We start from the raw sequence: 19,313 nt of genomic DNA, 5'->3' as shown, positions 1-19,313 counted from the left end.
CCCACGGCGCATTACTTCGCGCTTTCCTTCGCGATCGCGTTGACGAGGTCAGCGCCGATGCGGCTTTGCATCTGCTTGTGCACGGGCAGCAACGCGTTCTTCCACGCGGTCTGCTGTTGCGCGGTGAGGGTGACGAACTGGGTGCGGCCGGATTTCTTCATCGCATCCAGTGCCATGTCGTTGTCGCGCTGGGCAATCGCCTTTTCATATGTGGTGGCCTCGCGCATCGCCCCTTCGAGCGCGGTGCGGATATCGGCCGGCAAACCATCCCAGAACTTCTTGTTGACGATGACGGCATAGCCCAGGTAGCCATGGTTCGACAGCGTGGCGTACTTCTGCACCTCGTGCATTTTCTGCGTGTACATGTTCGACGGCGGATTCTCGGTGCCGTCCACCACGCCTGTCTGCAGCGCCTGGTAAACCTCGGAGAACGCCAGCACCTGCGGATTGGCGCCCAGCGCGCGCATCTGCGCATCGAGTACCTTGGATGACTGGATACGCATCTTCAGGCCGCGGAAATCGGTGGGCGTGTACAGCGGCTTGTTGGCCGACATGATCTTGAAGCCGTTATCCCAGTAGGCCAGGCCGGTGATGCCCTTCGTTTCCAGCTTTTTCAGCAGGCTCTTGCCGATCGGTCCCTCGGTCACGTTGTACAGTGCCTGCTTGTTGGGAAACGCGTACGGCAGATCGAAAACCTCGAATTCCTTCACGCCCAGCGGGCCGAACTTGGCCAGCGACGGCGCCAGCATCTGCACGGCGCCCAGTTGCAGGGCTTCGAGCTCTTCCTTGTCCTTGTACAGCTGGCTGTTCGGATAGACCTCCACCTTCACCCGGCCGTTGGTGGCGCGCTCGGCCAGCTGCTTGAAGCGGGCGGCGGCCTGGCCTTTCGGCGTGTCGGTGGCGACGACATGACTGAATTTGATGACGATCGGCGCCTGGGCGAAGGCGTTGGCGGTGATGCAGGCAGTCGCGGCAAGCGCAACCAGGATAGTCTTGAGTTTCATGCGTGTCCCCATATTTAGAAATTGCATTTATTATTCCTGCTGTTCCATTCTGTAGAGCGCCCCGGCAAGGGGCAACTGTGGAAAACCACAATATCCCGCCGGAGCAGATTGGTTACCCTCGGACAATGACCTCCCTTCGTTCCATGGCGGCGCGCCTGCCGTTTCCCAGCTCCGCGCGCTGGCTGCTCCCTGTTGTGTTAGTTCTGCTGTTCCTGGCCATTCTAATCTGGTTGCCGTGGCAGGCGCGCCAGATGGAAAGCAACGAGCGCCAGGAGCAGTTGATCGCCGACACGCTGTGGGTCGAGCAGACCATCCGCTTCCAGCTCGGCCGCCATGAAGAAGACTTGAAAAGCGTGGCCAACGAAATCCTGGCCGGCGCCTCGGTCAAGCGCCTGCACGAGCGCATGGCCAGCGAGCTGAAGACGGGCCTCGAACTGAAACGCGTGATGTGGGTAACGCCCGAACATGACGTGGCCGCGTCGAGCGACGAGGCGCCGCCAGCGGTGGCCATGCTGTCGGCGCCATCGCGGGAAGCGGCCGAGCGCGCCCGACTCAGCCGCAATGGCGTCTACGCCGATCCGGCTCCCCAGCCGGCCTATCCGTCCGGCACCCCGGGCGCGATGATGATGGATTACCACTACCCCCTGTACCGCGGCGCCACTTACCTGGGCACGCTGGTGGCCACGTACCAGTTGTCCGCGATCCTGGAAGAAATGGTGCCATGGTGGTTCGCGCAGGATAACCAGGTCACGCTGCTGGACCGGGACGACCGCATTCTCGCCCGCCGCGCGGCCGCCGGGCCGGGCCATGGCGTGTACACGCACAAGCGCGCGCTCGACCTGCCCGGCGCCGTCGTCACGCTGATGACGGACAGCGTGAAGACGGCGCCGAAACTGCTGCCGAACCTGCTCGTGGGCTCGGTGATCGTGCTGGCGCTGGCGCTGCTGTGGAGCCTGCTGGCACTGTGGGGCCATATCTCGCGGCGGCTGGAAGCGGAAGAGGCGCTCCGCCAGCAGATGGCGTTTCGTACCGCCATGGAAAACTCGCTGGTCACGGGCCTGCGCGCGCGCGACCTGGAAGGCCGCATCACCTACGTGAACCCGGCGTTCTGCCAGATGGTGGGCTACAGCGAGGAAGACCTGGTGGGCCGCTCGCCGCCGATGCCCTACTGGGCGCCGGAAGTCATGGCCGAATACCAGCATCGGCTGCAAAACGTGCTGCAGGGAACCGTGACACCGGAATTCGAAACAATTTTCCAGCGACCGGACGGCACCCGGATTCCCGTGCTGATCTTCGAGGCGCCGCTGGTGGACAACGACGGCCGCCATACAGGCTGGATGGGGTCCATCCTCGATATCAGCGACCGCAAGCGCATCGAGGAGCTGAACCGCGAACACCAGGAAAAGCTGCAGGCGTCGAGCCGCCTGGCCACGATGGGCGAAATCGCCTCGATGCTGGCGCATGAGCTGAACCAGCCACTGGCCGCGATTTCCAGCTACACCACCGGCGCACTGAACCTGCTGGCGCGGCCAGGCGTGGACCCCGCCACGCTGAAGCCAGCGCTGGAACAGGCCGGCACCCAGGCGCGCCGCGCCGGGCAGATCATCCGCAGCGTGCATGAGTTCGTGCGCAAGCGCGAACCCGCGCGACACGACGAGGACGTTGCGACGATGATCGACAGCATCCGCGCGCTGATCGAGATGCAGGCCCGCCCGCACCAGGCATCCCTGCAGATTGCCCTGCCGGCCGACCTGCCGCGGGTGCGGGCCGACCGGATCATGATCGAGCAGGTGCTGCTGAACCTGGCGCGCAACGGCATCGAGGCCATGGCTGCCGTGCCCCTGGCGCGCCGCGTGCTGCGCATCGAGGCAACGCACGATGCCGCGGCGGGCCAGGTGGCCGTGAATGTGATCGACAACGGGCACGGCATCCCGCAGGACGTGGCCGAACGCCTGTTCTCGCCGTTCTTTTCCACGAAGGCGCAGGGCATGGGCATGGGCCTGAACATCTGCCGCACGGCGATCGAATTCCACGGCGGCACGCTGACGCACCGGGACAACCCGCAAGGCGGTACCATATTCACGTTCACGCTGCCGGCGTCGCAAGTAACCACGGAGAAATAACAAGATGTTGCATATCGTCGATGATGAAGAAGTGGTCCGTGACTCGCTGTCGTGGCTGGCCTCGTCGCGTGCCATTCCCGCCAGCACCTATGATTGCGGCGCCAAGTTCCTGGCCTACGTGGAAGCGGGCCAGTTCGACCCGGCCGGCGACTGCGTGCTGCTCGACGTGCGGATGCCCGACATGAATGGCGTGGCCGTGTTCGACCAGTTGCATGCGCGCGGCCTGGCGCAGCGCCTTCCGGTGATTTTCCTGACTGGCCACGGCGACGTGCCGATGGCGGTCGATACGTTGAAGCGCGGCGCGTTTGATTTCTTTGAAAAACCGTTCAACGACAACGAGCTGATGGACAGGGTGCAGGAAGGCCTGCAACGCTCGCAGCAGGCCAGCGCCCATGCGGCGGTGCATGCGCGCCTGGCCACCCTGTCGTCGCGCGAACGCGAGGTGCTTGACCTGATCCTGGCCGGCAAGATGAACAAGGTCGTGGCGGACGAACTGGGCATCAGCATGCGCACGGTCGAGGTGCACCGCGCGCACATCTTCGACAAGATGCAGGTCAAGACCGCCGTCGAACTGGCCGGCCTGCTGAAATAAGACAGCAAAGTACGATGGCATTGTCCGCCACCTTCGCGATCAGCATGGCGCTGCGGCGCGAGCTGGTGCCGGACTTCGACCACTATCCGTTTTCGCTCCCGGCCGTCAAGCACCTGGACGTGCTGACCTTCCATCCGAACGTGACGTTCATTGTCGGCGAGAACGGCAGCGGCAAGTCGACCTTGCTGGAGGCCATCGCCGTGGCGCTGGGCTACAACGCCGAAGGCGGCGGTCGCAATTTCAACTTCGGCACGCGCGCCTCGCATTCAGCCTTGCACGAATACCTTCTCGTCACCCGGGGTTACCGGCGCCCGCGCGACGGCTACTTCCTGCGCGCCGAAAGTTTCTTCAACGTGGCATCGGAACTCGAGCGCTTGGGCCCGGACGCTTTCATCTCCTATGGCGGGCGCTCCCTGCACGAGCAGTCCCACGGCGAGGCGTTCATGGCCCTGCTGACGCACCGCTTCGGCGGCCAGGGGCTGTACGTGCTGGACGAGCCGGAAGCGGCGCTGTCGCCGCAGCGCCAGCTGGCAGCCCTGCAGCAGATCCATCGCCTCGTGAAGGCCGGGTCGCAATTCATCATCGCCACCCACTCGCCCATCCTGATGGCCTACCCGGACGCGCGCATCTACGCATGCCTGCCCGAGGGCCTGCGCCGCACCGATTACGAGGACACCGAGCATTACCAGGTCACGCTCGATTTCCTGCGCAATCCGCGCCAGACGCTCGATAGATTGCTGGGCGACTAACCACACCCGCGAACGGTTCCATTTCTTTTATTGAAATATATAAGCACTTATGTAAATATGGGGACATGAAACAAGGACTCGGTACCCAATTGCGACACCTGATCGAGCTGCTCGATGGCGCGGTGGCCGCTTCCTACGAGGAAGCGGGCATCGATTACCGTCCGCGCTACACGCCGGTGATGCGGGCACTGGCAGCCGGCACACCGTGCACCGTCGGCCAGATCGCTGCGGCGGCCGGCATCACGCAGCCTGCCGCCACGCAGACCGTGGCGCTGATGCTGAAGGAAGACCTGGTGGCCACCATGCCCTCGCCGGCCGATGCGCGGCAGAAGCTGGTGCGGCTGTCGCACCGCGGTAGCGCGCTGCTGCCACGACTCCAGCAATGCTGGGCCGCCACGAGCGCCGCCGCGGCCAGCCTGGATGCCGACTTGCCTTACCCGTTATCCGACACGCTGGCGCAGGCGATCGCTGCGCTGGAGCAGCAACCATTCGGCGCGCGCATCCGTGCGGCGCGCAACCGGCTTACGTCCACCGGCGCCCTGGACGAACAGAAGGAGAAATCATGAGTACCGCCTCGTTTTCCGCCCCACCCCGCCCATCGCTGGGCAAGCGCCTGCTCGCCAACGGATTCGTGCGGACCGTGCTGGGCATCCTGACGGTGCTGGTGCCGATGAGCGTGGTACTGGCGCTGTCCGAGATCGTGCCGAAGCCATGGCGCACCGGGTGGCCGTTCCTGCTGGCCGCCGCGGCGATCGTTGCCTGCTACCGCTTCTACGTGCGCAAAGTCGAGAAACGCGACGTGGCGGAGCTGACATGGCCCGGCGCCGGCGGGGAACTGGGCGCCGGGATCGGGCTGGGCGCCGCGCTGATGGTGGCCTGCAGCACGCTGCTGCTGGCTGGCGGCGTGTACACGTACACCGGCACCGCGCACTGGAGCGCCCTGCTGGTGCCGCTGCCGGAGCAGGTGTTCGTGGCGTTCATGGAAGAGATCCTGTTCCGCGCCGTGCTGTTCCGGTTGCTGGAGCGATCGTGGGGCACGTCGGTCGCGCTGGCGGTGTCGGGGGCGCTGTTCGTGGCCGCCCACCTTCCGAGCGAGCACATCAGCGTGCTCGGCATGCTGGCCACGGCCGCCGCTTCCACGGCCCTGTCCGCCGGCTATATCGCCACGCGCCGCCTGTGGGTACCGGTCGGCATGCATTTCGCCTGGAATTACCTGTTCGATGCCGTGTTCTCGATTCCCGTCTCCGGCCATGCGGCGCGCGGCTGGATCCAGGTTACCGCCAGCGGCCCGGAATGGCTCAGCGGCGGCGGCTATGGCGTCGAAGGATCGATCGTCGCCGTACTGGCCTGGAGCGCCGCTGCCATCGTGCTGGTGCTTCTCGCCCGCAGGCGCGGCCAGTGGCTGGCCAAGCCTTGACGCTAGCGCCGAGCTCGTGTCCACCATGGGGTCAACCCCGTTTTCGGACACGAGCCCATCTTTAAAAACCGGAAGCAGTGTTCAGCCCGTGTCCACTTTTGAGGCTGACCCCAGGGTGGACACGGCCTCAGCCGTGTTGCGCGAGCGCCCACTGCACGTGCTCGCGCACCAGTTCTGACGGATGGTCGAGCCGGGACCGCAACGTGGCAACGATGGCGGCATCGCCGCGGGCACCGAGCGCGGCGGCGTTGCCGAGGCCCACGGCCAGGTTGCGCAGCCACCGCTCATGGCCGATGCGCCGGATCGGGCTGCCTTCCATGTTCCGGTTGAAGTCGTCCTCGCTCCAGGCGAACAGCGTGACCATGCCTGCGCTGCCCAGGCCATGCCGCTCGTCGAAATCGGGCAGCGTGGCACGCCCGGCGAATTTGTTCCACGGGCAGGCGGTCTGGCAATCGTCGCAGCCATACACGCGGTTTCCCAGCAGCGGCCGCAGTTCTTCGGGGATGCTGCCCTTCAGCTCGATCGTCAGGTAGGAAATGCAGCGCCGGGCATCGAGGCGGCCAGGGCCGAGGATGGCGCCCGTCGGGCACGCCGTGATGCAGGCGCTGCACTGGCCGCAGTGCGCGTCCGTCGGCGCGTCGACCGGCAGCGGCAGGTCGACCAGGATCTCGCCCATGAAGAACATCGAGCCGGCATCGCGGTTGATCAACAGGGTGTGCTTGCCGCGCCAGCCCAGGCCGGATTTTTCCGCCAGCGGCAATTCCATCACCGGGGCGGAGTCGGTAAACACGCGGTAGCCGAATTCGCCCACTTCGCCGCGGATACGGTCGGCCAGTTGCTGCAGCCGGGCGCGCAGCACCTTGTGGTAATCGCGCCCGCGGGCATACACGGAGATCACGGCGGCGTTCGGATCTTCCAGCCGCCCCCGTTCGCGCAGGCGCCAGTCGGCATCGTGCGACGGTGGCAGGTAGTCCATGCGCGCCGTGATCACGCGCACGGTACCCGGCACCAGCTCCGCGGGGCGGGCGCGCTTCATGCCATGGGCCGCCATGTAGTCCATTTCGCCATGCATGCCCGCGTCCAGCCACGCCTGCAGGCCGGCTTCCGCGGTCGCCAGGTCGATGTCGGCGATACGCACCTCGGCAAATCCGAGTTCGTGCCCCCACCGCTTGACGGCGGCGGCGAGAGAGGACAACACTTCGGGTGACAGGGACATCGAACGGTACAATGGCGGCAGCAATCCACCATTTTATGCGAATCATCCATGAAAGCCCACCTGCGTGACGAAAGCCATACGGCCGCCCTCGGCCTCTCGCTGGCCCGTGCCCTGCTGCCCGGCCTGTCGATCCACCTGCATGGCGACCTCGGCGCCGGCAAGACGGCCCTCACGCGCGCGCTGCTGCACGCGGCCGGCCACAAGGGCACTGTGAAAAGCCCGACCTACACGCTGTCCGAGCCCTACGCCGTCACGCTCGACGGCCAGGCCGTCAACGTGATCCACTACGACCTGTACCGCATGGGCAGCCCGGAAGAATTCCTCGACGCGGGCTTTCGCGAAGACTTCGACGGCCACAACATCTGCATCGTCGAGTGGCCGGAAAAAGCCGAGGGCGTGCTGCCACCGCCCGACCTGCGCGTGACGCTCGGCGTTGCGGGTGAGGGACGTGATGTAGAATTGCAGGCGTTTTCTGCATTAGGTATCTCATGCCTGCAACGCCTCCACTTCCCGCAGATCCTCTGATCCCCACGCAGCCGGGTCAAAAGCACCGTACCCGCCGCACCCTCCTGAAGGCCGGCGGCACGCTGCTGCTGTCGGTGCTCACCCCGCTGCCCGCGCGCGCCGCGCAGATCCTTGCCGTGCGCGTATGGCCGGCGGACGAGTACACCCGCGTCACGCTGGAAAACGATTCCGACCTGAAGACATCGCACTTCATCATCAAGAATCCCGAGCGCCTGGTGGTCGACATCGAGGGCCTCGACCTGAACCCCGAGCTGAAGACGCTGGTGGCGAAGATCCAGTCGAACGACCCGTATATCCAGCAGGTGCGCGTGGGCCAGAACCGCCCGGGCGTCGTGCGCCTCGTGTTCGACCTGAAGTCGGAAATCCGCCCGCAGGTGTTCACCCTCGATCCCGTGGGCGAATACAAGCACCGCCTGATCTTCGACCTGTACCCGGTGCGCGAAGTGGACCCGATCGCGGCGATGATCGAAAAGGGCGAATGGTCGAGCGACGGCGTGCCGGTCGGCCAGCCGCAGGTGGCCGAGCAGCACCCTGCTCCGGGGCTGCCGCTGCCGGACAACCGCATCCCGGCGCCAGGCGTGCCCTCCGCGGCGGTGCCGCGGCCGGATATCGCGGCCAAGCCGCCAGCCCGCCCCGAGCCACCGCAGCAGGCCGACAAGCTGGTGCGCATGCTCACCGTGGCGCTGGACCCCGGCCACGGCGGCGAAGACCCCGGCGCGATCGGTTCGCGCGGCAGCCGCGAGAAGGACATCGTGCTGGCCATCGCCAAGCGACTGAAGGCCAAGCTGGAACAGCACCCGAACATGCGCGTGATGCTCACGCGCGACGGCGATTTCTTCGTGCCGCTGAACAAGCGCGTGGAAAAGGCGCGCAAGGTCGATGCCGACCTGTTCGTGTCGATCCATGCCGACGCGTTCATCAAGCCCTCGGCGCGCGGCTCCTCGGTGTTCGTGCTGTCCGAGAAGAGCGCCAGCTCGTCGGCTGCGCGCTGGCTGGCCAACAAGGAAAACCAGGCCGACCTGATCGGCGGCGCCAACAGCAAGGACCATGACCCGCAGCTGGCCAGCGTGCTGTTCGACCTGTCGACGACGGCGCAGATCAACGACAGCCTAAAAGTGGGCAAGGCCGTGCTGCAGCAGATCGGCGGCATCAACAAGCTGCACAACGGCGCCGTGGAGCGGGCCGGGTTCGCCGTGCTGAAGGCGCCGGACATTCCATCGATCCTCATCGAAACCGCGTTCATCTCCAACCCGGAAGAGGAAGCGCGCCTGCTCGACAACAATTACCAGGACCAGATCGCCGATGCGATCGTGAAGGGCATCCGCTCGTATTTCGCCAAGAACCCGCCGCTCGCCAAGAGTCGGCTGACCTGAGGACCATTGCATGCAATCGACGACGTTCGGCCAGCTCCCGGCCGTGACCATCGCCGCGCCCGACGGCGCGCAAGCCACCATCGCACTGTATGGCGCGCACCTGGTGTCGTGGCAGACGCCCGACAAGCGCGAACGCCTGTTCATGAGCGATGCGTCGCCGCGCGACGGCAGTGCCGCCATTCGCGGCGGCGTGCCGGTGATCTTCCCGCAATTCTCCACGCGCGGCACCGGCCAGCGCCACGGCGTGGCCCGGCTGTCGCACTGGCGCCTGGGCGACCATGGCAACGACGCCACGACCGCATGGGCCGAATTCCTGCTGACGCACGAGGACGTGCCGGCCGAACTGGCGCAGGGCTGGCCGCATGCCTTTTCGCTGGCGCTGCGCTTCACGCTGAAGCCGGATGCGCTGGAGATGCGTTATCACGTGCGCAACACGGATACCGAACCGTTCGACTTTGCCTGCGCGCTGCACACGTATTTCCAGGTCGAGGAATTCACCCGCACCGTGCTGGCCGGCCTGCCGGACGGATCGCCGCTGCATTTCGGCCCGCCGCTGGACAACATCTACCCTGCCCCGGCCGAACTGGCGCTGCATCCCGGCAGCGGCGCGCTGCGCCTGCAGCAGGAAGGGTTCACGGAATTCGTTGTCTGGAATCCGGGCGCCGAGGCCGCGGCGAAACTGACGGACCTGCGCGACGACGAATGGCAGCGCTTCGTGTGCATCGAACCGGCCCGGGTCGACAAGCAGCCGCTGGCTGCCGGCGCGGCATGGACCGGCGTGCATACCATCACCGTCCAGCCATGAAAAACGGGCGCATGACGCGCCCGTTTTTCTACCGGGAGAACACGGTGCCCGGCACCGCTGTTCATCCCGCTGTTCATCCTTTACTGTGCGCTTTTACTGTGACTCCTTGATCAGCCGCCCGGCGGCAGCCTGCACCGGTCGCGCATTGAGCGGATACAGCCGCGAGAACAGCGCCATCTGCTCGCCGGAAGCCTGCAGCGGTTCCTTCATCACCAGCCACAGCACGCCTTCGGTGCAAGGCGGCTCGCTGAGCGAACCCATGTAGGTGTAATAGTCGCGCCGCTCGGGCAGCAGGTCGCCCGGATTGAACACGATCGACGGCGCGGACGTTTCCTTCTTTTCCAGTGGCAGGTTGTTCCATACCGTCTGGATCGCCGGCTGCGCGCGGCCCCGCTGCAGCATCAGCGCCAGCACGGCGGTGCGGCCTTCGGTATCCTTGTGCACGAGGTGGATGCCCATCTCGTAGGTCTTGCCATTGACGCGCTCTTCGGCCGGGCGGTGGAAGTGCAACTGCTGCAATTCGTAGCTGCGCCCGCCCACGGACAGATAATTGCCGGCACCCAGCGCGACCTGCACGGTGTGGCCATTGTCGGTGACGGTAAAGCCGGAAGGACGGTATTCGAACGAGATCTGCTCGAGATCGACCTTGATGCCGTCGCGGATATCGATGGGCGACTGGCGCTCGCCGCCATTGCACTTGTTCCAGGCGGCGTTGATCTTGCTCCAGTTGGCCGGGCCGAATTCACCTTCATAGGTCCAGAACGTGCCATTGGCCGGCGCCGGCTGGGGGACAGTGTAGGCGGCCTTTGTGGCCTGTGCAGCCTGCGCGGCCTTGCGCGCCCTGGCGGCGGCCGCATGGCGGGCAGCCTGGTTGGCCTTCATCTGCGCCAGCCGTTCGGCGATCCTGGCCGACAGCGCCGCTTCGGCTTCCTCTTCCTGCTCGCGCTCGGACAGCTTGCGCACGGGCTTGCCCCCCTTTGCCGCTTTTTCCAGCCTGCCTTTCAGGTCGCCAACGCCCATCGCATCTGCGCGCGCGGGCGACGACGGCTGCACGCCGGCGATCTTCGTCGGAGGTTCATTGGCGCCGGCCGCGCCGAAGGCGAGGCAGCACGCGGTAAGGGCAATCAGCTTGCGCATGGGATCCGGGGCAGAAAACAGACTTGCCCCGGTTAACGGATGCCGTACGGAAAAACTTAAGCTTTTTTTTGCTTGAGGGAAATCAACGGCCGAGAATGCGGCGGCCGACCTTCCATAGGCCGCCCAGCGCCATCGGCACGATCGCCACGCTAACGCCGATCAGCACGATCGTCGTCAGGTTGTCGCGCACCAGGGGCATGTTGCCGAAGAAGTAACCCGCCACGCACAGCGATACCACCCACAGTACGGCACCGGTGATGTTATAGAGCTGGAAGCGGGCAAACGTCATGTCCGACACCCCGGCCACGAAGGGGGCGAAGGTGCGCACCACCGGCACGAAGCGCGCCAGGATGATGGTCTTGCCGCCATGGCGCTCGAAGAAGTTGTGCGTGCGCTGCAACGCGTCGCGGTTGATCCAGCGGTAATTGTGCGTGAACATGCGGTTGCCGATCTTCTCGCCGATCCAGTAATTCGTCGTATTACCGATCACCGCGGCGCAAATGAGCAGGAAGATCAGCAAGCCCAGGTGCATGTGGCCGGTGGCGCAGAACGCGCCGGCAATGAACAGCAGCGTATCGCCGGGAAAGAAGAACAGGACCACGAGGCCCGTCTCGCAAAAGATGATGGCAAACAGGATCGCGTAGACCAGCGTGCCGTACTGCGCAATCAGCGTGTCCAGCGCCTTGTCGACGTGAACCAGCATTTCCATCAAATGAACGAAATCCATAGTAGTCCTGTAAGGTTGCGGCGGCGATCATACACCAGCCCACCACCAGCGGTCAGGCCTGTTCATTGCCACGGCAACAAAGTTTTCATTGAGTCAGTTTTACAGATTACAATTTTCCAGCCCCCTCGAGCAAGCAACCAGGAGACCCGATGACCCGCTGGCCCTTCTATTTTCTCGCCTCTCTCGCCGCAATGCCACTGGCGGCAAGGGAATTGCCGCCGAAACCATCGGTGGCGGATGTCATCAAGGCGTCGCAGGCGAGCGAATGGCGCCCGCTCGACCCGGCCAGCACGCTGTACCTGGAACTGCCGGCCGGGCGCGTCGTCATCGAACTGGCGCCGGCATTCGCGCCCAACCATGCCGACAATATCCGCGCCCTGGTGCGCGAAGGCTATTTCGACGGCCTGGCGATCCTGCGCGCGCAGGACAACTTCGTGGTGCAGTGGGGCGACCCGGACGAAGCCAATCCACGCAAGCCGAAAACGGCAAAGGAAAAGCTGGCCGGCGAGTTCACGGTCCCGCTGAAGAACGACCGGGATTTCACGCGCCTGCCGGACCGGGACGGCTATGCGCCGCAGGTGGGCCACTCGAACGGTTTCCCGTCCGCGCGCGATCCCAAGACCGGCCAGGCCTGGCTGGCGCACTGCTACGGCATGGTGGGCGTGGGCCGCGACGTGGACGCGGACAGCGCCAATGGCGGCGCGCTGTACGCCGTGATCGGCCAGGCGCCGCGCCAGCTGGACCGCAATATCACCGTGGTGGGCCGCGTCGTGGACGGCATGCCGCTGCTGTCGGTCATGCCGCGCGGCCCCGGCGCGATGGGGTTTTATGAAGACGCGGTACAACGCGTGACGATCAAGTCGGTGAAGCTGGCGGCCGACGTGCCGGAAGCACAGCGCAGCAAGCTTGAAGTGATGCGCACGGCCTCGGCCAGCTTCAAGGCAGTGGCCGAGGCCTCGCGCAACCGCGGTGGCCCATGGACCAAGGTGGCCGCCGGCCACGTCGACCTGTGCAACGTGCCGATCCCGGTGCGCCAGGGCGGCACCTGACGACCAGTGGTCGGCGGGGCGGCAGCCACCGGCCGGGGTATAATTTCGGCCACCATGAACGCCCCGATTCCTCACCGCCCGATCCAGGCGCTTCCCGACCAGCTCATTTCCCAGATCGCCGCCGGCGAGGTCGTCGAGCGGCCCTCCGCCGTCGTCAAGGAGCTGCTGGAGAACGCGCTGGACGCCGGCGGCAGCCAGATCACGGTCCGGCTCGAGGAAGGCGGCGTCAAGCGTATCTGCATCACCGACAACGGCAAGGGCATTCCGCCCGAGCAGATGCCGCTGGCGCTGGCGCGGCACGCCACGTCAAAGATCGCCTCGCTGGACGACCTGGAAAACGTCAACACGCTGGGCTTTCGCGGCGAGGCGCTGGCCTCGATCGCCTCGGTCGCGGTCGTCAAGCTGACGTCGCGCACGGCCGATGCGGCCCACGCATGGGAACTGGAAGGCTCGCACCTGGGCACGGTGCAGCCGTCGTCCGGCGCCCCCGGCACCACCGTCAACGTGCAGGACCTGTACTACAACACCCCGGCGCGCCGCAAGTTCCTGAAATCGGAGCAGACCGAGTTCGGCCACTGCGCCGAAGTCGTGCGCCGCATCGCGCTGGCGCGGCCGGACGTGACATTCACGCTCACGCACAACGGCCGCACGATCGATCACTGGATCGCCAGCGACATGGCCAAGCGCAGCGCGCAGATCCTTGGCGAAGCGTTTGCCGAAGCGCGCATCGCCATCGACGAAGCTTCCGGCGTGCTGCGGCTGCACGGCTTCGCCGGCTTGCCGACGGCGTCGAAGTCGCGTGCCGATTGCCAGTATTTCTACGTGAACGGGCGTTTCGTGCGCGACAAGGTGCTGGTGCACGCGGTGCGCGCAGCCTATGAAGACGTGCTGCACGGCGACCGCTTCCCTTCCTACGTGCTGGCACTGGAGCTGGACCCGGCGCTGGTGGACGTGAACGTGCACCCGTCGAAGATCGAGGTGCGCTTCCGCGACAGCCGCGCCGTGCACCAGTTCGTGTTCCACGCGGTGCAGCGCGCGCTGGCGCAAACGTCCGCCACGGCCCACGGCGCCATTCCGGCGCCCCTGCCCGCCGCGCAGACGCTGGGCGGCGACGTTCCGCTCAGCGGCCATGCCTGGCGCCCGCAGCAGCAAACGTCGTTCGGCGCGATGATGAACCCCACCTACACGCCCACGTTCTCGCCGTCGCCCTTCGGAGCGCGCGATGGCGGCGGCGTGGCGCAGAGCACGGAACGCTACGGTGCGCTGTTCGCGGATGCGGAACCGCCGCGCGCCGCCGAACAGGGCGCGCCGTACGCGATCCCGCAGCCGGCGTCATACACCGCCACCTCGGCCGCCCTCGCCCACGAGGAATTCCCGCTCGGCTTCGCGCTGGCGCAACTGCACGGCATCTACATCCTGGCGCAGAACAGCAAGGGCCTCGTGCTGGTGGACATGCACGCCGCGCACGAACGCATCCTGTACGAACAGCTCAAGAACGCGCTCGACGCGCAGGTCGCCGGCACCGACATGCAGGTGCAGTCGCTGCTGATCCCCGTCACCTTCTATGCCGATGCGGTGGAAGTGGGCACGGTGCAGGAACATGGCGACACGCTGAAGGCGCTCGGCTTCGACATTGCCGTGCTGTCGCCCACCACGCTGGCGGTGCGCGCCGTGCCGGCCCTGCTGAAGAACGCCGATGCGCAAACGCTGGCGCGCGACGTGCTGCGCGACGTGCGCGAATTCGGCGGCTCGCGCGTGCTGATCGAGCGCCGCAACGAACTGCTCGGCACCCTCGCCTGCCACACGGCCGTGCGCGCCAACCGCATCCTGTCCGCGCCGGAAATGAACGCGCTGCTGCGCCAGATGGAAAGCACGGAACGCGCGGACCAGTGCAACCATGGCCGCCCCACCTGGGTACAGGTCGAAATCTCCGCCCTCGATAAACTCTTCCTCCGCGGGCAGTGAACAACATGAATCAAGAAGCCAGGCGGCCGCTCGCGGTCGCCATCATGGGCCCGACCGCGAGCGGCAAGACCGCCGCCGCGCTGGCCATCGCCGAACGCATTCCGTCCGAAATCATTTCCGTCGATTCGGCGCTGGTCTACCGCGGCATGGATATCGGCACCGCCAAGCCCACGCGCGAAGAACGGGCCGCGGTGCCGCACCACCTGATCGACATCCTCGACCCGCTCGACGCCTATTCGGTGGCCCAGTTCCGCAACGATACGCTGCGCCTCGTGGCCGACATCGCGGCACGCGGCAAGCTGCCGCTGCTGGTCGGCGGCACGATGTTGTACTTCAAGGGCCTGGCCGACGGGCTCGACGACCTGCCCGGCGCCGATCCCGCGGTGCGCGCTGAACTGGAAGAGGAAGCGGCCCGCCTGGGCTGGCCGGCGCTGCATGCGCGGCTGGCCACGCTGGACGCGGAAACGGCGGCGCGGCTCAATCCCAACGACGCGCAGCGCATCGGGCGCGCGCTGGAAATCATCCGCCTGTCGGGCAAGCCCATGTCGGCGCTGCTGGCGCGGCGCGAGAAGGAAACGCTGCCGTTCGAGCTGATGTCGTTCGCGCTGGAACCGAACGACCGCGCCGTGCTGCACGAGCGGATCGCGCGCCGCTTCGACATCATGCTGGAAGACGATGCGCTGATCGACGAAGTGGAAGTGCTGCGCCGCCGCGGCGACCTGCATCCCGGCCTGCCCTCGATGCGCTGCGTGGGCTACCGCCAGGTGTGGGAATACCTCGACGGCCGCATCGGCTACAAGGACATGCGCGAGACCGGCATTATCGCCACGCGCCAGCTCGCCAAGCGCCAGCTGACCTGGCTGCGGGCCATGCCGGACCGGATCGTCATCGACTGCCTGGCGCCCGACGCGACCGGGCAGATCCTCGCGCGCCTGCCGGCATTGCAGGGCTGAGCTGGGCATTGTGGCCACACGCCATTGCGCATTTTCGCTGCACAGGGCGGATTTGCGCTATATTGTCTGATTGGCCATTGACTGCAAAAAAGCCGTGCCGTTCTTGACAGCGCGGGTGGCAGCCGCGATAATGCTTGCCGTTGCGGTGATATAGCTCAGCTGGTTAGAGCACAGCACTCATAATGCTGGGGTCGGTGGTTCAAGTCCACCTATCACCACCACCAGGATTCAAGCAAAACGACCTGACCGGCAACGGCTCAGGTCGTTTTTCTTCAGGAACTTTGCTGTACAGTTTGCGGTGATATAGCTCAGCTGGTTAGAGCACAGCACTCATAATGCTGGGGTCGGTGGTTCAAGTCCACCTATCACCACCAGATGCGAAAAAGCCGCCGGTTGCGAGACCGGCGGCTTTTTGGTACTACTATCGCAGCAGGACACTGTAGCCTGTCAAGGTGTTCTATATGCCATTTGCTTCAGTCCTTCAACTTATTACTTGACCAAGAGCGCCTGTAGTTGGCTGGCAGCTCGCGGCTGGAATTCGGCTGGACAGTTCAAACCAAACCACAGCTCGCGCTTGGTGCTCTCCAGCGCCACCTGTACGGCTTTCAAAGCGCCTCCTGCGAGCTGCTTTGGTGCCTTCGCCATCATCAGATCGAACGCAGCAGGGCGGCACTGCTCGATCGATCTGGCCAGTGCACTGGTTGATTGATCCGGGTACATCAGAAACGGATCAGCGCCCATTCCCAGCAACGTCGACAGCAAATCGTCATCTCGCGGAATCTCGCAACTGCCGCCCCGCGAAAGCCAAACTGGGCAATCCCTGGCAAGTTTGTTAACGTCATAACCACGCTGCTGCAAAGCCGAGAAAAATAACTGTCGGGACTGCTCGTTTGGTTGTACGCGGTCGGTGTTTCCAGGGTCGTCGCAACGTTCAAGGTACCTACCAAGCAAGCCCCCGCTCATTTCATTACTATCGTTCACAGGCGTGCCGTGAGCAAGAAAATAAGTGGCAAGTTCCAGTTTACATGAGTAGATGGCCTGTGACAGGTTACCAAAACCTGCAGCGCCCTTAAACTGACTGCCGAGCGTCGGGTACCTGTTGATTAACCGATCCAGTGTCGCAAGACGCCTTGCGTCATCCTCTTTGCCTTCATCCATGGCGGCTTGAATTACCATCTCTTGTACGAGATCCTCTGTTTTTTCCGGCGGCACGCCATATGCTATCAACCGGTCCAGTACTTTCAAGTATCTGGCTGAGTGTTCAAGATATTCGATCGCCAGAAGCCCTTTCGGATCGAGCTTTCGACTTGCAAGAAATTGCTCAAAAATGGCAGGATTCGTGCCTGACTCATATAAGCCGAATGAATCGCCAAACGGCGTTTGGAACACATACTCATTCACCTCATCCAGTCCGAATGGATCGGCACCTGCACTCATCAACATATCGATGATGGCTGGGTCTGCGGGCGTAGCATCCACCGCAACATTCAGGAGTGTTTTCCTGATACTCGCGTTCTTATCGACTACACCGTGCCTGGCCGCATTGGCGCCGTGCTCTATCAACAGCTTCACGACGGCTCGGCTCTGCGGATTTGCCAATAGCGCCAATGCAAGCGCTGTTTGGCCATTTCCTGTTCGCGCCTCGATATCCGTACCGGCAGAGCGCAAGAGTGCAGCAACTGATTGAACATTTCCATCCAGGATCGCACGATGCAGTGGTGTATAAGTTGCCAGTTCTGCGGCCTGTCTGCGCTGCTCCTTTGCCTTGTCTGTTTCCCCGCTGAACAAACGTCGATATGCCCCTAGCGAGTTCGATGCGCAAGCGAGCATTTTACGACCGACTGAAGCGAGTTCTGGGTCGCTACTTTTACTCAACGCTTTTCCCACATCGTTCTGTGCCACGTAGCTATGGCGCATGGCAGCCATGATATCAAATCCGGTAACCTGAATGCCAGGTGCGTCGCTGTAGTAACCTGAGCCTTTCAGCGTGTCACCAAATGCTGCGTATAACTGTCCAAGACGCTGCTGATACATCCATTCGCCCAGCATTACCGTCCGGTACTGCAACTCTTCCTCACTGTATTGCCTGAGCCAGAAATAGATCAGCGTCCGCGCCAGCCAATTGCCTTGCGCGGCCGCCTTATTCAAGTTGCTCATAACTTCATCGTCATAAAGGCTCTCGGGTGCTCCGTCGATGTAGCGCTCAACTGCGTCCATCATTGGTACTGGCCCAACCTCGGCCGGACTTTTGCAAACGAATTGCTTCACATCCGTGCTTACCGTATCAAACACCTGCTTGCCAAGCCGAACCCAGCGTTTATGCAACGCTTCTGTGGAGATGGTTTTTGGAACAGGTCCAATCCATGCAAATGGATCCTTCGACGCAGCCGGCTTCGGCGCCAGCGGCCGGTGCGCTCCAGCCGTGTGCAAGGCACCGAGGCCCAGCAGTAAAACCAGCAAAACGATCGGTTGGCGTGTCATGTCCATCTCCCTGTCGAGTCGGATCACCCACGCGCCGCCAGCGCGTGCTCGCCCACCATCTGCCGATACGCCGGCAGCGCCCGTGCCGCGCAGTCGAGCATGCGCCGCCCGGTGGCGGCCTGCCGCGCGTCGCCGCTGCGCACCAGGGCCTGTCCCACCTTGTATTGCGACGGATAGTTGTGGTGCATGGCCGCATAGATGTCGAGGCTCGACAGCGCCTTGCCGGACCTGGCGCGCGGCTCGCCGGAAGCATCGACCGCATCGCCGATGGCGGCGTACAACGCGCCGATCCGGTGTTCTTGCATCCACTCGATCAGCGTGATCGTCTGGAAGACCGTGGCGTCGTCCGGAGCGCTGCTCCCGAGCCGCGACAGGTACACCTGCACCTTTGCCAGCCAGTTGCCCTGTTGCGCGGCGCGGTGCAGGCCTTGCAGCAGGTCCGGATCGCGCCGGCTGTCCGGCAGGCCGCGCAGGTAGGCGTCGACGGCGTCCAGTAGCGGCACCGGCCCTACCTCGGCGGGCAGCTTGCAGACGAAGCGGTTGGTGTCCTGGTAGGCGGGCACGTCGCGCACCGCCTTGTCCAGCAATTGTTCGATCCGGTCGTTGAATGCTTCGGCAGCAAAGCGTGGCGCCCCCGAGGCGCCATCCACCGCCCAGGTCACCTGCTTCGACGCTTCCGTGTCGCGCCGCGCGGATTGGCGCGGATCCCGAGGATGCTGCATGGCCGCGTAGATCAGGGCGCCTGCCGAGATCAGCAGCACCGCCAAGGTTCCCTGGTTTTTCATGTTTTCCCCGTTATGAACTATCCGGGATTTACTGTATGTCTGCCAGGCAAGGGCGAGATTGCGCTAACGCAATTCCCATGAGAAATCTTGCCTCAACTCATTACCAGATAACCAGAAGAAAATCAGACTGTGGTTTTTCACACCCGGGAGGGAATATGACTGACCTGATGCAACCGGTTTCGCGCGTGATCGGCGCGCACCGCGATGAGATACTGCAGAAGCTCGATGGCAGGGCTGGCACCTTGACCGTGGCGGCGCTGCAGAACGATGGCGCGATGGATACCGTGATCCGTTGCTGCTACGAGTTGCTGCCCGGCCTGGTGCGGCTGGCCGTGAAGGAACCGGCGTTTCGCACCTTCATGCTGGCCAACCGCGACCGTGTGCTGGCCCAGCTTGCGCCGCCGCCCTGATC

Annotated in this window: 18 protein-coding genes and 2 tRNA genes; 14 read left to right on the top strand and 6 right to left on the bottom strand. The window is 64.5% G+C overall.

The features are described 5' to 3' along the window. Nucleotides 1–11: 11 nt before the first annotated feature. Complete coding sequence (locus EWM63_RS17380) at nucleotides 12–1,004, bottom strand: TRAP transporter substrate-binding protein (RefSeq protein WP_130187660.1); 993 nt, start codon at nucleotides 1,002–1,004, stop codon at nucleotides 12–14. A 125-nt stretch (nucleotides 1,005–1,129) separates the two neighbouring features. Here EWM63_RS17380 and EWM63_RS17375 point away from each other — a divergent pair, with 125 nt between their 5' ends. The 5 genes from EWM63_RS17375 to EWM63_RS17355 all read left to right on the top strand — a co-directional run bounded on the left by EWM63_RS17375 (nucleotide 1,130) and on the right by EWM63_RS17355 (nucleotide 5,885). Then, the gene (locus EWM63_RS17375; RefSeq protein ID WP_130187659.1) at nucleotides 1,130–3,127 is read left to right on the top strand and encodes a sensor histidine kinase; all 1,998 of its coding nucleotides are present in this window, start codon (nucleotides 1,130–1,132) and stop codon (nucleotides 3,125–3,127) included. Between the two features lie 4 nt (nucleotides 3,128–3,131). Next, nucleotides 3,132–3,719 (top strand): response regulator transcription factor, encoded by a 588-nt coding sequence (locus EWM63_RS17370; RefSeq protein ID WP_130187658.1) that lies wholly within the window; start codon nucleotides 3,132–3,134, stop codon nucleotides 3,717–3,719. A 14-nt stretch (nucleotides 3,720–3,733) separates the two neighbouring features. Continuing rightward, a complete protein-coding gene (locus tag EWM63_RS17365; RefSeq protein ID WP_130187657.1) occupies nucleotides 3,734–4,468 on the top strand; it encodes an AAA family ATPase in 735 nt (244 codons plus the stop codon). 65 nt (nucleotides 4,469–4,533) lie between these two features. After that, nucleotides 4,534–5,034 (top strand): MarR family winged helix-turn-helix transcriptional regulator, encoded by a 501-nt coding sequence (locus tag EWM63_RS17360; RefSeq protein ID WP_130187656.1) that lies wholly within the window; start codon nucleotides 4,534–4,536, stop codon nucleotides 5,032–5,034. Then, nucleotides 5,031–5,885, top strand: coding sequence for a CPBP family intramembrane glutamic endopeptidase (locus EWM63_RS17355; RefSeq protein ID WP_130187655.1), 855 nt, complete (start codon nucleotides 5,031–5,033; stop codon nucleotides 5,883–5,885). Before EWM63_RS17360 ends, EWM63_RS17355 begins: the two co-directional genes overlap by 4 nt. A gap of 127 nt (nucleotides 5,886–6,012) precedes the next feature. Here EWM63_RS17355 and queG read toward each other — a convergent pair whose 3' ends face one another. Next, entirely contained in the window at nucleotides 6,013–7,101 is a 1,089-nt protein-coding gene (gene queG / locus EWM63_RS17350; protein ID WP_130187654.1) for a tRNA epoxyqueuosine(34) reductase QueG, read from the bottom strand. 48 nt (nucleotides 7,102–7,149) lie between these two features. Between queG and tsaE the strand changes: the two genes are divergently transcribed. The 3 genes from tsaE to EWM63_RS17335 are packed head-to-tail and all read left to right on the top strand — an operon-like array spanning nucleotide 7,150 to nucleotide 9,804. After that, nucleotides 7,150–7,626, top strand: a complete 477-nt coding sequence (gene tsaE, locus EWM63_RS17345) for a tRNA (adenosine(37)-N6)-threonylcarbamoyltransferase complex ATPase subunit type 1 TsaE (RefSeq protein WP_130187653.1) — start codon at nucleotides 7,150–7,152, stop codon at nucleotides 7,624–7,626. Beyond that, nucleotides 7,590–8,999, top strand: coding sequence for an N-acetylmuramoyl-L-alanine amidase (locus EWM63_RS17340; RefSeq protein ID WP_130187652.1), 1,410 nt, complete (start codon nucleotides 7,590–7,592; stop codon nucleotides 8,997–8,999). The genes tsaE and EWM63_RS17340 overlap by 37 nt, the downstream gene beginning before the upstream one ends. Before the next feature lie 10 nt (nucleotides 9,000–9,009). Next, nucleotides 9,010–9,804 (top strand): D-hexose-6-phosphate mutarotase, encoded by a 795-nt coding sequence (locus EWM63_RS17335; RefSeq protein WP_130187651.1) that lies wholly within the window; start codon nucleotides 9,010–9,012, stop codon nucleotides 9,802–9,804. A 93-nt stretch (nucleotides 9,805–9,897) separates the two neighbouring features. On the opposite strand, the gene EWM63_RS17330 is transcribed toward EWM63_RS17335, so the two are convergent. Both EWM63_RS17330 and EWM63_RS17325 read right to left on the bottom strand, forming a co-directional pair. Continuing rightward, on the bottom strand, nucleotides 9,898–10,941 hold the full coding sequence (locus EWM63_RS17330) for a carbonic anhydrase (protein ID WP_130187650.1): 1,044 nt from the start codon (nucleotides 10,939–10,941) through the stop codon (nucleotides 9,898–9,900). Between the two features lie 82 nt (nucleotides 10,942–11,023). Then, nucleotides 11,024–11,668 (bottom strand): VTT domain-containing protein, encoded by a 645-nt coding sequence (locus EWM63_RS17325; protein ID WP_130187649.1) that lies wholly within the window; start codon nucleotides 11,666–11,668, stop codon nucleotides 11,024–11,026. A 149-nt stretch (nucleotides 11,669–11,817) separates the two neighbouring features. Between EWM63_RS17325 and EWM63_RS17320 the strand changes: the two genes are divergently transcribed. The 5 genes from EWM63_RS17320 to EWM63_RS17300 all read left to right on the top strand — a co-directional run bounded on the left by EWM63_RS17320 (nucleotide 11,818) and on the right by EWM63_RS17300 (nucleotide 16,009). Next, complete coding sequence (locus EWM63_RS17320) at nucleotides 11,818–12,717, top strand: peptidylprolyl isomerase (protein WP_130187648.1); 900 nt, start codon at nucleotides 11,818–11,820, stop codon at nucleotides 12,715–12,717. Nucleotides 12,718–12,771: 54 nt separating this feature from the next. Further along, the gene (gene mutL / locus EWM63_RS17315; protein WP_130187647.1) at nucleotides 12,772–14,682 is read left to right on the top strand and encodes a DNA mismatch repair endonuclease MutL; all 1,911 of its coding nucleotides are present in this window, start codon (nucleotides 12,772–12,774) and stop codon (nucleotides 14,680–14,682) included. Between the two features lie 5 nt (nucleotides 14,683–14,687). Next, nucleotides 14,688–15,635 carry a tRNA (adenosine(37)-N6)-dimethylallyltransferase MiaA gene (miaA, locus tag EWM63_RS17310; RefSeq protein ID WP_130187646.1) on the top strand — a complete coding sequence of 316 codons (948 nt, stop codon included), beginning with the start codon at nucleotides 14,688–14,690 and terminating at the stop codon, nucleotides 15,633–15,635. 144 nt (nucleotides 15,636–15,779) lie between these two features. Further along, nucleotides 15,780–15,856 (top strand) — tRNA-Met (locus tag EWM63_RS17305). Between the two features lie 76 nt (nucleotides 15,857–15,932). Next, nucleotides 15,933–16,009, top strand: a tRNA-Met gene (locus EWM63_RS17300). Between the two features lie 115 nt (nucleotides 16,010–16,124). Here EWM63_RS17300 and EWM63_RS17295 read toward each other — a convergent pair. Next, on the bottom strand, nucleotides 16,125–18,116 hold the full coding sequence (locus EWM63_RS17295) for an ankyrin repeat domain-containing protein (RefSeq protein WP_165390846.1): 1,992 nt from the start codon (nucleotides 18,114–18,116) through the stop codon (nucleotides 16,125–16,127). A 23-nt stretch (nucleotides 18,117–18,139) separates the two neighbouring features. Next, nucleotides 18,140–18,901, bottom strand: coding sequence for a hypothetical protein (locus EWM63_RS17290; RefSeq protein WP_130187644.1), 762 nt, complete (start codon nucleotides 18,899–18,901; stop codon nucleotides 18,140–18,142). A 155-nt stretch (nucleotides 18,902–19,056) separates the two neighbouring features. Between EWM63_RS17290 and EWM63_RS17285 the strand changes: the two genes are divergently transcribed. Then, complete coding sequence (locus EWM63_RS17285; protein WP_130187643.1) at nucleotides 19,057–19,311, top strand: hypothetical protein; 255 nt, start codon at nucleotides 19,057–19,059, stop codon at nucleotides 19,309–19,311. The last annotated feature ends 2 nt before the right edge of the window (nucleotides 19,312–19,313 follow it).

The sequence above is a fragment of the Pseudoduganella lutea genome (assembly GCF_004209755.1).
Classification (GTDB): domain Bacteria; phylum Pseudomonadota; class Gammaproteobacteria; order Burkholderiales; family Burkholderiaceae_D; genus Rugamonas; species Rugamonas lutea.
Note: the sequence above shows the minus strand (reverse complement) of the source record. Positions and strands in the feature narration are given on the sequence as shown.

Excerpts from the sequence above, each read along its gene's own strand:
- EWM63_RS17380 (WP_130187660.1), bottom strand. The coding sequence starts at position 1,004 with ATGAAACTCAAGACTATCCTGGTTGCGCTTGCCGCGACTGCCTGCATC.
- EWM63_RS17375 (WP_130187659.1), top strand. The coding sequence starts at position 1,130 with ATGACCTCCCTTCGTTCCATGGCGGCGCGCCTGCCGTTTCCCAGCTCC.
- EWM63_RS17370 (WP_130187658.1), top strand. The coding sequence starts at position 3,132 with ATGTTGCATATCGTCGATGATGAAGAAGTGGTCCGTGACTCGCTGTCG.
- EWM63_RS17365 (WP_130187657.1), top strand. The coding sequence starts at position 3,734 with ATGGCATTGTCCGCCACCTTCGCGATCAGCATGGCGCTGCGGCGCGAG.
- EWM63_RS17360 (WP_130187656.1), top strand. The coding sequence starts at position 4,534 with ATGAAACAAGGACTCGGTACCCAATTGCGACACCTGATCGAGCTGCTC.
- EWM63_RS17355 (WP_130187655.1), top strand. The coding sequence starts at position 5,031 with ATGAGTACCGCCTCGTTTTCCGCCCCACCCCGCCCATCGCTGGGCAAG.
- queG (WP_130187654.1), bottom strand. The coding sequence starts at position 7,101 with ATGTCCCTGTCACCCGAAGTGTTGTCCTCTCTCGCCGCCGCCGTCAAG.
- tsaE (WP_130187653.1), top strand. The coding sequence starts at position 7,150 with ATGAAAGCCCACCTGCGTGACGAAAGCCATACGGCCGCCCTCGGCCTC.
- EWM63_RS17340 (WP_130187652.1), top strand. The coding sequence starts at position 7,590 with ATGCCTGCAACGCCTCCACTTCCCGCAGATCCTCTGATCCCCACGCAG.
- EWM63_RS17335 (WP_130187651.1), top strand. The coding sequence starts at position 9,010 with ATGCAATCGACGACGTTCGGCCAGCTCCCGGCCGTGACCATCGCCGCG.
- EWM63_RS17330 (WP_130187650.1), bottom strand. The coding sequence starts at position 10,941 with ATGCGCAAGCTGATTGCCCTTACCGCGTGCTGCCTCGCCTTCGGCGCG.
- EWM63_RS17325 (WP_130187649.1), bottom strand. The coding sequence starts at position 11,668 with ATGGATTTCGTTCATTTGATGGAAATGCTGGTTCACGTCGACAAGGCG.
- EWM63_RS17320 (WP_130187648.1), top strand. The coding sequence starts at position 11,818 with ATGACCCGCTGGCCCTTCTATTTTCTCGCCTCTCTCGCCGCAATGCCA.
- mutL (WP_130187647.1), top strand. The coding sequence starts at position 12,772 with ATGAACGCCCCGATTCCTCACCGCCCGATCCAGGCGCTTCCCGACCAG.
- miaA (WP_130187646.1), top strand. The coding sequence starts at position 14,688 with ATGAATCAAGAAGCCAGGCGGCCGCTCGCGGTCGCCATCATGGGCCCG.
- EWM63_RS17295 (WP_165390846.1), bottom strand. The coding sequence starts at position 18,116 with ATGACACGCCAACCGATCGTTTTGCTGGTTTTACTGCTGGGCCTCGGT.
- EWM63_RS17290 (WP_130187644.1), bottom strand. The coding sequence starts at position 18,901 with ATGAAAAACCAGGGAACCTTGGCGGTGCTGCTGATCTCGGCAGGCGCC.
- EWM63_RS17285 (WP_130187643.1), top strand. The coding sequence starts at position 19,057 with ATGACTGACCTGATGCAACCGGTTTCGCGCGTGATCGGCGCGCACCGC.